The sequence below is a fragment of the Streptomyces sp. NBC_00207 genome (genome assembly GCF_045160965.1).
Classification (GTDB): Bacteria; Actinomycetota; Actinomycetes; order Streptomycetales; family Streptomycetaceae; genus Streptomyces.
Window position 1 is genome coordinate 4,085,371 of the sequence record NZ_CP130715.1, and the last position, 12,042, is coordinate 4,097,412.

Consider the following 12,042-nt stretch of genomic DNA (forward strand, 5'->3'; position numbering starts at 1 on the left):
CGAGGGTCTCGGCCCGGCCATTCCACCGGTCACCCGATCAGGACGGCCTCAGAGCAGTCCGTCCCACATCTGCTCCAGCAGCACCGACCACCAGCTCTCCGGCGACGCCAGCGCCGCACTGTCGAGGCCCGCCAGATTCGCCTGGAAATCGACGGTCCACCGGCCGGCCTGCTCCGGCGTCAGATGCTGGCGCAGCCGCCACATGTGACCCAGCATCGCCAGCGACCGCACGAACTGCGGCAGGCTCGAGTTCACGAACTGCGGCGGCACCGGGGCACCCCCGGGACCGCCCTCGACCGGCACCGCCACGATGTGCGCGGTCCCGTACTGCACGCAGAGCGCCTTGCCGAAGTCGCTGCCGATCACCAGGTACGAGCCCGCGTCCGACGCCGGCTGCACCTGCCGCTGCGCGGCCATCTCGGCCAGCGTCGGAACCGGCTGACCCGGCACCGCCTGCGCCCAGAAGAACGGCCCGAAATCGACCGGCAGACCGGACCACATCAGCGTCTGCGCCACGATCTCCGGCACACCCTGACGGGACACCGCCCGCTGGTCGAAGCGGAACACCCCTTGCGGACCGAAGGCCCCCGTCAGTTCCTGCGCGATCGCCTCCAGCGGGATCGCCGGCTGCAGCGGAACCTGCGGCAGCGGAGCCCGTACCGGCGCGGGGCGCGCCGGACCGTCCGCCACCTGGTGCAGCTCGCCCTGGTGGGTGAGCAGGTGCCGCATGCCCGCCTGACGGCCCGCGTGGTCCTTCCCGTACGGGGCCACGCTGGTGATCCGCACCTGCGGCCAGGTCTCCCGGATCATCCGGGCGCAGTAACCGCCGGGCAGCTCACAGGACTCCAGCTCGGTGTGCAGCTCCAGGACCTGCTGCGGCGGCACGTTCATGGCGCGCAGCTCGTGCAGGATCTGCCACTCCGGGTGCGGGGTACCGGGCGCCGAGCGGCGGATGAGCTGCTGCTCGGAGCCGTCGGGCGCGCGGTAGCGCAGCACGGCCTGGTAGCCGGGGCCGACCGTGGGCGCACCGGTCGGGACCGGAGGCTGCGCCACGGGTCCGCCCGGCGGCGGGCCGGGCGGCGCGGGGGGCTGGCCCGTCACGGCGGGACCGGCCAGCATCGTCGCGGCATGGTCCAGCCCGCCACCGGGCGCACCGGGCGCACCCGGCGGACCGGGAGGCTGCGGTACGCCGGGACCAGCGAGCATCGTCGCGGCGTGATGGGCCCCGCCACCGGGCGCCCCGGGCGGGCCGGGAGGCGCCGGAGGCTGACCCGTCACGGCCGGGCCGGCCAGCATCGTCGCGGCATGGTCCAGCCCGCGGCCGAGCGATCCGGGAGCACCGGGCGGACCCGGAGGGCCGGGAGGCTGCGGCGCGCCGGCACCCGGGGCACCGGGCGGGCCGGGAGGCGCGGGCGGCTGACCCGTCACGGCGGGACCGGCCAGCATCGTCGCGGCATGGTCCAGCCCGCGGCCGAGCGATCCGGGAGCACCGGGCGGACCCGGAGGACCGGGAGGCTGCGGCGCGCCCGCACCCGGGGCACCGGGCGGGCCGGGAGGCGCGGGCGGCTGGCCCGCGCCCGGAGCACCGGGCGGACCGGGAGGCTGGGGCACACCGGGGCCGGCCAGCATGGTGGCCGCGTAGTGCGCCCCGCCACCGGCCGAGCCGCCGGCGCCGGGAGCGCCGGGCGGACCCGGCGGCGTCGACTGCTGACCCGCGCCCGCGCCGGGCGTACCGGGCGCACCGGGAGGCGTCGGCGGCCGGTCGGCCGAGCCGCCCGGCCGGGAGACCTGCGCCTTGCTCGTCGGCGCGTCGGCGATGTCGGCCGCCGGCGAGCCCAGCGCGGGCACCACGGCGGTCCTCGGCAGCTGGCTGCCACCCGGCATCAGCGTGGTCTTCGCCTCCGGGGCCACGCCGGAGGACGGCCGGTCCTCCAGGTCCGAACCGGACAGCGGCGGCGCGAACACGGTCGCGGGCAGCGGCACGGACGCGTCGTCCGTACCGGAGTTCACATCGGTACCCGCCCACGGCGTGGCGCCGGTCGGCACCACGGCCGGAGCCGGAGCCGGGGCCGCCGGTACTCCGTCGTTGGCCGTGGGCTCGTAGGGGATCTCGCCCCCGCGCCGCAACGGCACCGCTTCCACCGGCGCCGAAGGCGGGGCCGGAGCCGCGGCAGCGGCCGGCGCGGCATCGGCCGGCTCCCCGGGACCGGAAGCCGGCGCGGGCGCCGGCGGGATGCCCGCCCGGTCCGCGGCCTCCTGCAGCCACTCCGGCGGACTCAGCATGAACGAGGTCTGCTCCGAGTCGATCCGCGGCGGCGGAACCGAAGCCTCGGACGCCGCGGCGGCGGCCACGGCCCCGTACTCCTCCTCGTACCGGCGGATCACCTCACCCACCGGCAGCCCCGGCCACAGCGTCACCTCCCCGCTGTCCCGCGCGATGACCAGCCGCTGCCGGCCACCCCCGGACACCGGACCCGCCGCACGGTCCTCCGCCCACACCACGAACCCGAGCCCGAACTCCCGTACGCGCACCTCGCGGTGCTGGTACGCGGGCACGTCCCCGTTGATCCACTCTTCGGCGCGCTCCTGCGCCTGCGCAAAGGTCACCATCGCGCCGTCACCCCTCATCCGAACCGGGACGCACCGACGGAACCGGTCCCGCCACGGGAACCGAGCGTGCGAATCCGCCGTCCACCATCAGACCGGCCACCGTCTCCAGCTCCGGCGGATTGCCCGCGAGCCGCTCCAGAAAGGCGTCGAAATCAGCACCGCACGGCAGCAACAGCCGCTCCACGCGCTCCTGTACCGACCAGCCGTCCTGGTCGCGCGCATCGTCGTACGGGGAGAACCACACCGAGCCGATGCCCTGGCCCTTCACCTTGAGCGCGAGCAGCCCGCCCTGCGCGAAGGCCACGCACAGGTAATCCTTCGTCAGGTGGTCCCGCAGGCACTTGTTGACGTACACCAGGTCGTTGACCGCCGCCTCCTCACGCACCGTGAAGAACGGCTGGTCCACCAGCAGACCGAGGTCCACGTCCAGGCCCGCGCCCACCGGCGCGCAGCCGCCCGCGGCCTTCAGGAACGAGCGGTACGCCTCCGGCAGCCGGTAGCCGAGGTCCTCCTCGACCCCCTGCACCTGCTCCTCGGACACCGACACCACCGACTTAGGCAGTCCCATGTGCACCGGACGCACCTCTTGCAACGGCCGCGTCCCGCGCTTCTCGTGGTCCACCGGAGCCGTCGCCAGCCCCGCGTGGTGCCGCAGCAGCGCCTTCACCTCGACCGGAACCAGCTCCATGCGCCGCGAACCCGCCACGTGGTGCCAGGTCCAGCCGTGCGGGGTCGCCACCGGTCCGACCGTGTCCCACAACTCGTGGCCGGCGGCCTTCATCGCCGCGTTCGCGGACACGCAGTCCGTCAGCCGCAACTCGTCCACGCCGAAGCCCTCCGGCGGCTCGGCGATCTCCACCGCCGCGCGCGCGTACGCGGAGAAGTCCGGATGCCCGTTGCCGTCCATCCGCACCCCGTGGGGATGCCGAGCGGCCCGGACCGGGTCCGGGAAATGCACGACCTGCCCCGAGTAAGCGGCGTTGGGTGGCGCGGCCTGCTGCCCGAGCCGACCTGTCGTCATGGCGGTAGCCCCCTGCTGGATCTGGCTGGTTCACCACAGCCTATGCGCTGGGGCAAGAGCCTCACCCGCACCCGACCGGCACACCCGCCCGAGGGCCAGGAACATCCGAATTGATACGAATATTCGACCCCGCTTCCGCATGACAGGTGACATTTGACAGGCTGTCCCCGCAGCACGGGGGCGTGCGCGACAGCGGTCACCACCGCCGCCACGGGAGGGAAGGCGCGACCATGCACCACACGGCAACACGCACAGAACCGGGCGACACCGCCCCGGAGGCACCCGGCACGCCGCCAGCCGCAAGCCCGGCCAGCGAAGCGACCGGCCCCGCCGGCGACCCCCGCCTGCGCTGGAGCAGCACCGACGGCCGCCCCGTCGCACCCGTCCTGCGCTTCCGCCGCGACGGCATCCTCCCCACCGTCGCCGCCGCCCTCTCCGTACGCGGCGAAACCCTCACCGGCACCGCCGGCAAGGCCGACCAGCCCCCCGCGCTCCACCCGCTCGTACAGGACTTCCTCGACACCCTCACCAGCGGCCAGCGCGAACGGTTCACCGGCCGATGTCCCGAGGCGATCCTGCTCTCCCGCCACCTCGCCGCCGTCGAAGCCGCCCGCTCCCGGCGCGCCTCCCGCAAGCCCCTCTCCGCGAGCGAGGCCCGCCGCTCGCTCAAGCACGCCAAGATCACCGCCCGCCGCATCCGCGAGGACGGCGACCCCCTCCACGGCAGCTACGCACCCCCCTGCCGCTCCTGCGACGCCCTCCTCGCCCACTTCGGCGTACGCCCCGTCGACCTCACCCCAGCCGAGTAGCCATGACCCCCACCTCCGCCTCCTACGACCGCTCCTCGGCCACCCGCTTCCCGGTCGCCGTGGACTCCGCCCTGCGCACGGCCGGCTGGGAACCCGGCCGCTGGGACATCAAGCAGGCCGAGTACTGGGCCGACGCGCTCAGGGACCACACCACCCCCGCCGGACACCGGCACACCGTCTTCCCCGCCGCCGTCGAGGCCTGGGCCGAATTCGGCGGCCTCACCGTCACCGCCCCCGGACCCGGCCGCCAGATCGCCCCCACCCCGGTCCGCCTCGACCCGCTCACCGGACTCCACCTCGCGCGCACCTTCGCCGACCTCGGCCGGGCCCTGTCCACCCAGCTCTGCCCCCTCGGCGTCGAGGCCGACGGAGGCTCCCACCTCGCCCTCGACCGCGAAGGCCGCGTCTACGGCATCGACCACACCGGCGACTGGTACCTCGGCTCCACCCTCGACGAAGCCCTCACCCTCCTCCTGACAGGCCTCCAACCCACCCGCCTCACCACGGCCTGACCGTTCGGCTCCCACCGCCTCGCTGCGCGGGCCCCGCCCGACCCGCGCCTCAAACGCCGACGGGGCTGGAGCAGTGCGGCGGAGCTGGATGGTGCCGCTCAAAGATCCGGGGCTCCGCCCCGGACCCTCCCCCAGACTCCGTCCGGGGGGACCCCCACGCCTCAAACGCCGGCGGGGCTGGATGGTGCGGCGAGGCTGAATCCGGCACCCGCCGGGTCGGGTGTGTGCAGGGGCGCTCCCCGCAGGGCGCCGAACGCAAGGTGCCCCGGCCCGCCGGCCCCCCGACACGTTCGGCGCCCGAGGAGACGCCCCAGCACGCGCCCGGCCCCACCCGCACCGATCCGCCAGCCTCCGCAGCGCACCCCGGCCGGCAAAGCCACCGGCGCGCCCGGCCCCACCCGAACGAGCGGCGCAGCCCACCGGCCCGGCCCCGGCGCAGCCGACCCCTCCACCGGCCCGATCCGAAGGCACGGCCCAGCCGGCCGAGGCCGCCGCGGCTAGCGGACCGGCAGCACCGCCGACACCCGGAAACCCCCCGCATCCGTCGGCCCCGACACGAAGACCCCGCCCAGCCCGAGCACCCGCTCCCGCATGCCCAGCAGCCCGTTCCCCCCGCTCGGCAGCCCGACCCCGTCCGTCTGCCCCTCGCAGGGCCCGTTCTCCACCTGCATCGCCACCTCCGCGTCCCGGTGCGCGAGCCGCACCACGACCCGCGCGCCCGGAGCGTGCTTGTGGCAGTTGGTGAGCGCCTCCTGCACCACGCGGTACGCCGTCTGCTCGACCTCCGCCGCGTACGCCACCCCCTCGCCCTGCACCAACATCTCCACGACCATCCCGGCCGCCCGCGACTGCCCGACCAGAGCCTCCAGCTCGTCGAGCGAGGGCCCCTCCTCGGCGCACCCCGCGAGCGCGACGGCAGCCACCGGCACGGCGGCGGCCACCGCGGTCGCCGGAGCGGGCGCGGCCACCGGCGCGGCCGGCTTGGGCGCCGCCCTGAGCACGCCGAGCATCTCCCGCAGCTCCGTCAGCGCCTGCCGCCCCATGTCACCCACGAGCGCCGCGTTCTTCGCGGCCCGCGCCGGGTCCTTCGCCACCACCGCTTCCAGCGCGGCCGCGTGCACCACCATCAGCGACACCCGGTGCGCGACCACGTCGTGCATGTCCCGCGCGATCCGGGTGCGCTCCTCGGTACGGGCCCACTCGGCCCGCTCCTCCGCCCGGTCCGCCAGCAGGGACAGCTCCCGCTCCAGCGAGTCCGCCCGTTCCTGCAGGCTCTCCATCAACCGCCGCCGGGCCCCGATGTAGAGCCCGAGCAGCAAGGGCGGCACGGTCAGCGCCACCGCGACGAACCCGGACAGCGCGACCACGAGCGTCGGATCGGCCTCCACGTCCCCGCGGGTCTGCAGGTACATCACCACGAAGGTCGCGGCCAGCGACATCGAGGCCAGCGTGGCGATGATCCGCCGGGGCACCTCGGAGGAGGCGAGCGAGTACATCCCCACCACCGAGAGCAGGAACCCCATCGCGGCCGGCGCCACGGCGATCCCCACCAGCACCACGGCGATCGGCCACCGCCGCCGCAGCACGAGCGTGCTCCCCACCACCAGCCCGAACGCCACCCCGACCGCGGTCGGCAGCCCGGCCTCACGGGCGAAGGTCACGCCCTCCCACGCACACTCGACGGCGGACACCCCGCCGAGCAGCACGTCCACCACGGCATCCCGCCGCTGCGCCCACCACAAAGGCGGCCCAGCGCGGCCTTCCACTTCCCCCGTACTGGTCATGCGGTCCAGCGTACGCAGCGCCCCCAGCACACGGTCGAACGAAAATCCCAAGAACCTCGAGTAATCGCACGTACGACGGAAACGCCCGCTGGTCGAGACCTGAATCCCACATTCCGGACGACATTGGGGACATGACCGAAATCCGACGTCGTCCCGGCGACGGCACCGGCGGCCTCCGCACCGGGAGCGCGACCTTCGAGGACCTCCGCGAACAGGCGGTCGCCCTCCGCCGCGAAGGCCTCAGCCGCCGCCAGATCCGCGACCGCCTCGCCGTCCACAACAACGACATCCTCAACCGTCTCCTCGACGGCGAAGAGCCACCCGAATGGACGAAGCGCCCGAACGCCAAGGACGACGTCCGCGCCCGCGCCCGCGAACTCCGCCTCCAGGGCATGACCTACGACCAGATCCAGGTCGAACTGGGCTGCTCGAAGAGCTCGATCTCCCTCTGGGTCAGAGACCTTCCGAAGCCCACCCCGCAGCGGACCCCCGCCGAACAGGCCCAGCTCGCCTCACGGAAGCGCTGGGAACACGAAAACGCGCTCCGGGACGAGCAGCGGACCCACATCAAAGAGTCGGCACGAGCCGAGATCGGAAGGCTCAGTGACAGGGAGCTTTTCATCGTGGGGGTCACCCTCTATTGGGCGGAGGGGGCGAAGGACAAATCCTACGATCGCCGCGAGAAGGTGCAGTTCATCAACAGCGACCCCGGGGTCATCCTGGTATTCCTGGCCTGGCTGGATCTCATCGGCGTCGACAGGAAACGGATTCGCTATCGCGTGATGATCCACGAATCAGCCGACGCGAAGGCGGCCGAGGAGCACTGGGCCGCCCTCGTCGACGCGGACGCGGCACAGTTCGCCAGGGCAACCCTCAAGAAGCACAACCCGAAGACCACCCGGAAGAATGCGGGCGAGAACTACCAAGGCTGCCTGGTCCTTTACGTCAGCCGAAGCGCCGACATCTACCGTCGCGTCGAGGGCGCCTGGTGCGGCATAGTAGGGGCGTCTAGCCGAACCGGACAGATCCAATGTCCGCTTTAGACTAGATTGCCATCCCCTGTGGTGTAATTGGCAGCACTGAGGCTTTTGGTGCCTTATGTCCGGGTTCGAGTCCTGGCGGGGGAGCTCAGTCAAGTTCGGGTCCTGACCATCACGGTCGGGACCCGCGTTCGTTTGGGGTCACCGGGGCCCCGGTATCCTTCACGGGTCCACCCCCGAAGCCGAAGGGCATCCCCGTGAGCGCCAACCGCCCGGCAGCCGTCGTCGTACTCGCAGCGGGTGAAGGCACCCGCATGAAGTCGGCCACTCCCAAGGTTCTGCACGAGATCTGCGGGCGCTCGCTCGTCGGTCACGTCGTCGCCGCCTCCCGTGAGCTGGACCCCGCCCACCTCGTCGTGGTCGTCGGGCACGCCCGGGAGCAGGTCACCGCGCACCTGGCCGACGTCGACGCCGGCGTCCGCACCGCCGTCCAGTACGAGCAGAACGGCACCGGGCACGCCGTCCGCATGGCCATCGAGGAGCTCGGCGGCCCGGTCGACGGGACCGTGATCGTGGTCTGCGGCGACACCCCGCTGCTGACCGGGGAGACGCTGCGGCAGCTGGCGGCGACGCACGAGGCCGACGGCAACGCCGTCACCGTGCTCACTGCCGAGGTGCCGGACTCCACCGGCTACGGGCGGATCGTCCGGGACGCCGGCGGCGCCGTGACGGCCATCGTCGAGCACAAGGACGCCTCCGACGCCCAGCGGGCGATCCGCGAGATCAACTCCGGCGTCTTCGCCTTCGACGGGGCCCTGCTCGCCGACGCGCTCGGCAAGGTCCGTACCGACAACAGCCAGGGCGAGGAGTACCTCACCGACGTCCTCGGCATCCTGCGCGAGGCGGGGCACCGCGTCGGCGCGGCCGTCGGTAGCGACCACCGCCAGATCCTCGGGATCAACAACCGCGTCCAGCTGGCCGAGGCCCGCGCGCTGCTGAACGCGCGCCTGCTGGAGCAGGCCATGCTCGCGGGCGTGACGGTCGTCGACCCGGCGAGCACCTTCGTCGACGTGACCGTCACCTTCGGGCAGGACGCGATCGTGCACCCCGGCACGCAGCTGCTGGGCGCCACGCACATCGCCGAGGGCGCCGAGGTCGGCCCCCACACCCGGCTGAAGGACACACAGGTGGGCGCGGGCGCCCGGGTCGACAACACGGTCGCGGAGGGCGCGGTCGTGGGCCCGCAGGCGACCGTGGGGCCGTTCGCCTACCTGCGTCCGGGCACGAACCTCGGGGCGAAGGCCAAGGCCGGCACGTACGTCGAGATGAAGAACGCGACGATCGGCGAGGGCACCAAGGTGCCGCACCTGTCCTACGTGGGCGACGCGACGATCGGCGAGTACACGAACATCGGCGCCGCGAGCGTCTTCGTGAACTACGACGGTGAGCACAAGCACCACACCACCGTCGGCTCACACTGCAAGACGGGCTCGGACAACATGTTTGTGGCTCCCGTCACCATCGGGGACGGCGCCTACACGGCCGCCGGATCCGTGATCACCAAGGATGTGCCGCCCGGTGCGCTGGCCGTGGCCCGCGGCCAGCAGCGGAATATCGAGGGCTGGGTGGCCCGCAAGCGTCCGGGAAGCGCGGCCGCCACGGCGGCGCAGTCGGCGGCCTCGGAGGATTCCGAGCGCCACTGAGGTGAACTGACCGGAAACAGGTACGCCCGCGACGGCGTACCGTGATAGGTGCACGCAATTCGGCTGGCTCACCGTGTGCGGGACGGACGCACATGGGGGCGAGCAGCTTCAACACGTCTGAGGAGACAGTGCTGTGACCGGGATCAAGACGACCGGCGAGAAGAAGCTGATGCTCTTCTCCGGCCGCGCCCACCCCGAGCTGGCCGAGGAGGTCGCGCACCAGCTGGGAGTCGGCCTCGTGCCGACCAAGGCTTTCGACTTCGCGAACGGTGAGATCTACGTCCGCTTCCAGGAGTCGGCTCGTGGCGCGGACTGCTTCCTGATCCAGAGCCACACGGCTCCGATCAACAAGTGGATCATGGAGCAGCTGATCATGATCGACGCGCTGAAGCGCGCGTCGGCGCGTTCCATCACCGTGATCATCCCGTCCTACGGGTACGCCCGCCAGGACAAGAAGCACAAGGGCCGCGAGCCGATCTCGGCCCGCCTGGTCGCGGACCTGCTGAAGACCTCGGGTGCGGACCGCATCCTCACGGTCGACCTGCACACCGACCAGATCCAGGGCTTCTTCGACGGCCCGGTGGACCACCTTTCGGCCCTGAACGTCCTCGCGGACTACGTGGGCGCCAAGGTGGACCGCACCAAGCTGACGATCGTCTCCCCGGACGCCGGCCGCGTGCGCGTGGCCGACCGCTGGTGCGACCGCCTGGACGCGCCGCTGGCCATCGTGCACAAGCGCCGCGACAAGGACGTCGCCAACCAGGTGACCGTCCACGAGGTCGTCGGTGAGGTCAAGGGCCGCGTCTGCGTCCTGGTCGACGACATGATCGACACCGGTGGCACCATCTGCGCCGCGGCCGACGCGCTGTTCGCGCACGGCGCCGAGGACGTCATCGTGACGGCCACGCACGGCATCCTGTCGGGCCCGGCCGCCGACCGTCTGAAGAACTCCAAGGTCAGCGAGTTCGTGTTCACGAACACCCTGCCGGACCCGTCCGACCTGGAGCTCGACAAGATCACGGTGCTGTCGATCGCCCCGATGATCGCGCGCGCGGTGCGCGAGGTCTTCGAGGACGGTTCGGTCACCAGCCTCTTCGAGGAGCAGCAGTAACCGCTCCGCGGTAGATCCTTTTTGGTACGGCCTCCCCCGCCGGGTACACTCCATGAGTTGCTCGGCGAGGGAGGCCGTACCTGTTTCCGGTACGGACGCTCCGTTATCGACGCGCTCTTCGTAGCAGGCCGTTCCGGCCGGGTGACTGTCGTCCTTTTTCCGTCACCCCACGAGGAGTGAGCATGTCCGAGGTCAAGCTTTCCGCCAAGGTCCGCACCGAGTTCGGCAAGGGCTCTGCCCGTCAGGCCCGTCGTGACGCCCTGACCCCCGCCGTCATCTACGGCCACGGCACCGACCCGAAGCACGTCAACGTCGACGCCCACGCCCTCCAGCTGGCGCTGCGCACCCCGAACGTCCTGATCTCCCTGGACATCGCGGGCGAGGGCACCGAGCTGGTCATCCCGAAGGCCGTGCAGAAGCACCCGCTGAAGCGCTCGGTCTCGCACGTCGACTTCCTGATCGTCAAGAAGGGCGAGAAGGTCACCGTCGACGTCGCGATCGTCACCGAGGGCGAGCTGGCCGCCGGCGGCAACATGCTGGAGACCCTGCAGAACACGATCTCCGTCGAGGCCGAGGCCACCCACATCCCGACCGAGGTCACCGTCTCCATCGCGGGCCTCGAGGCCGGCGCCACCATCCACGCCAGCGACCTGGTCCTCCCGGCGGGCACCACCCTGGCCGTCGACGGCGACATCGCCGTCCTGCAGGTCGTGGCCCCGCAGGCCGAGGAGCCGGCCGCCGAGGCCGCCGAGGGCACCGAGGCCTGAGCCTCGCCTTCTCCCCTCAGCAGTTGCTGACCGACCGCCGTCCGGCTCCACTGGAGCGGGACGGCGGTCGTCTTCGTTCAAGGCCTTAAGGAGCTTTTGATGTCGGACGACGCGGCACCCTGGCTGATCGTCGGCCTCGGCAATCCCGGACCGGAGTACGCGGGCAACCGCCACAACATCGGCTTCATGGTGGCCGACCTGCTGGCGGAGCGGATCGGCGGGAAGTTCAAGGCGCACAAGGCCCGGGCCCAGGTGGTCGAGGGCCGCATCGGTGCGCCGGGACCGGCGAACCGCCGGGTGGTGCTGGCGAAGCCGATGACGTACATGAACCTCTCCGGCGGCCCGGTGACGGCCCTGCGCGACTTCTACAAGGTGCCGCTGGAGCGGATCGTCGCGGTCCACGACGAGCTGGACATCGACTACCCGACGCTGCGGCTGAAGCTGGGCGGCGGGGACAACGGCCACAACGGTCTGAAGTCGATGACGAAGTCGATGGGCCCGGACTATCACCGGGTCCGCTGCGGCATCGGCCGGCCGCCGGGCCGGATGCAGGTCGCGGACTTCGTGCTGAAGGACTTCTCGTCCACGGAGCGCAAGGAGCTGGACTGGTTCGTGGACCGGGCCGCCGACTCGGTGGAGTGCCTGATCCAGGAGGGCCTGGAGCGCGCGCAGTCCACGTACAACTCCTGACGGACACGACGGAGCCCCCGTACCGGCCGGTGCGGGGGCTCCGTCGTGTCCGGGG

General features: G+C 72.3%; 10 protein-coding genes and 1 tRNA gene. 8 read left to right on the forward strand and 3 right to left on the reverse strand.

Features of this window, described 5'->3' with window-relative positions; translation table 11 throughout:
* Positions 1–48: 48 nt before the first annotated feature.
* On the reverse strand, positions 49–2,610 hold the full coding sequence (locus OG472_RS19365) for an SUKH-4 family immunity protein (protein WP_405941788.1): 2,562 nt from the start codon (positions 2,608–2,610) through the stop codon (positions 49–51).
* A gap of 7 nt (positions 2,611–2,617) precedes the next feature.
* Entirely contained in the window at positions 2,618–3,631 is a 1,014-nt protein-coding gene (locus OG472_RS19370; RefSeq protein ID WP_401608717.1) for an SMI1/KNR4 family protein, read from the reverse strand.
* Between the two features lie 230 nt (positions 3,632–3,861).
* Between OG472_RS19370 and OG472_RS19375 the strand changes: the two genes are divergently transcribed.
* Positions 3,862–4,440, forward strand: a complete 579-nt coding sequence (locus OG472_RS19375) for a YwqJ-related putative deaminase (protein ID WP_405941789.1) — start codon at positions 3,862–3,864, stop codon at positions 4,438–4,440.
* Positions 4,441–4,442: 2 nt separating this feature from the next.
* Positions 4,443–4,952, forward strand: coding sequence for an SUKH-3 domain-containing protein (locus OG472_RS19380; RefSeq protein WP_327414390.1), 510 nt, complete (start codon positions 4,443–4,445; stop codon positions 4,950–4,952).
* Between the two features lie 497 nt (positions 4,953–5,449).
* Here the strand turns inward: OG472_RS19380 and OG472_RS19385 are convergent, their stop codons facing one another.
* Positions 5,450–6,736 carry a sensor histidine kinase gene (locus OG472_RS19385; RefSeq protein ID WP_405941790.1) on the reverse strand — a complete coding sequence of 429 codons (1,287 nt, stop codon included), beginning with the start codon at positions 6,734–6,736 and terminating at the stop codon, positions 5,450–5,452.
* 131 nt (positions 6,737–6,867) lie between these two features.
* On the opposite strand from OG472_RS19385, the gene OG472_RS19390 reads away from it, so the two are divergent.
* The 6 genes from OG472_RS19390 (at position 6,868) to pth (ending at position 11,987) form a co-directional block, all read left to right on the forward strand.
* Positions 6,868–7,779: a hypothetical protein gene (locus tag OG472_RS19390; protein ID WP_405941791.1), complete on the forward strand. Its 912-nt coding sequence runs from the start codon at positions 6,868–6,870 to the stop codon at positions 7,777–7,779.
* 12 nt (positions 7,780–7,791) lie between these two features.
* Positions 7,792–7,863, forward strand: a tRNA-Gln gene (locus OG472_RS19395).
* A 110-nt stretch (positions 7,864–7,973) separates the two neighbouring features.
* Positions 7,974–9,419 carry a bifunctional UDP-N-acetylglucosamine diphosphorylase/glucosamine-1-phosphate N-acetyltransferase GlmU gene (gene glmU, locus OG472_RS19400; protein ID WP_401608707.1) on the forward strand — a complete coding sequence of 482 codons (1,446 nt, stop codon included), beginning with the start codon at positions 7,974–7,976 and terminating at the stop codon, positions 9,417–9,419.
* Positions 9,420–9,552: 133 nt separating this feature from the next.
* The gene (locus OG472_RS19405) at positions 9,553–10,530 is read left to right on the forward strand and encodes a ribose-phosphate diphosphokinase (protein ID WP_030723354.1); all 978 of its coding nucleotides are present in this window, start codon (positions 9,553–9,555) and stop codon (positions 10,528–10,530) included.
* A gap of 182 nt (positions 10,531–10,712) precedes the next feature.
* The gene (locus tag OG472_RS19410) at positions 10,713–11,297 is read left to right on the forward strand and encodes a 50S ribosomal protein L25/general stress protein Ctc (protein ID WP_401608704.1); all 585 of its coding nucleotides are present in this window, start codon (positions 10,713–10,715) and stop codon (positions 11,295–11,297) included.
* Between the two features lie 99 nt (positions 11,298–11,396).
* Positions 11,397–11,987 carry an aminoacyl-tRNA hydrolase gene (gene pth, locus OG472_RS19415; RefSeq protein WP_383577303.1) on the forward strand — a complete coding sequence of 197 codons (591 nt, stop codon included), beginning with the start codon at positions 11,397–11,399 and terminating at the stop codon, positions 11,985–11,987.
* Positions 11,988–12,042: the final 55 nt, after the last annotated feature.

Excerpts from the sequence above, each read along its gene's own strand:
- OG472_RS19375 (WP_405941789.1), top strand. The coding sequence starts at position 3,862 with ATGCACCACACGGCAACACGCACAGAACCGGGCGACACCGCCCCGGAG.
- OG472_RS19380 (WP_327414390.1), top strand. The coding sequence starts at position 4,443 with ATGACCCCCACCTCCGCCTCCTACGACCGCTCCTCGGCCACCCGCTTC.
- OG472_RS19385 (WP_405941790.1), bottom strand. The coding sequence starts at position 6,736 with ATGACCAGTACGGGGGAAGTGGAAGGCCGCGCTGGGCCGCCTTTGTGG.
- OG472_RS19410 (WP_401608704.1), top strand. The coding sequence starts at position 10,713 with ATGTCCGAGGTCAAGCTTTCCGCCAAGGTCCGCACCGAGTTCGGCAAG.
- OG472_RS19365 (WP_405941788.1), bottom strand. The coding sequence starts at position 2,610 with ATGGTGACCTTTGCGCAGGCGCAGGAGCGCGCCGAAGAGTGGATCAAC.
- OG472_RS19370 (WP_401608717.1), bottom strand. The coding sequence starts at position 3,631 with ATGACGACAGGTCGGCTCGGGCAGCAGGCCGCGCCACCCAACGCCGCT.
- pth (WP_383577303.1), top strand. The coding sequence starts at position 11,397 with ATGTCGGACGACGCGGCACCCTGGCTGATCGTCGGCCTCGGCAATCCC.
- OG472_RS19390 (WP_405941791.1), top strand. The coding sequence starts at position 6,868 with ATGACCGAAATCCGACGTCGTCCCGGCGACGGCACCGGCGGCCTCCGC.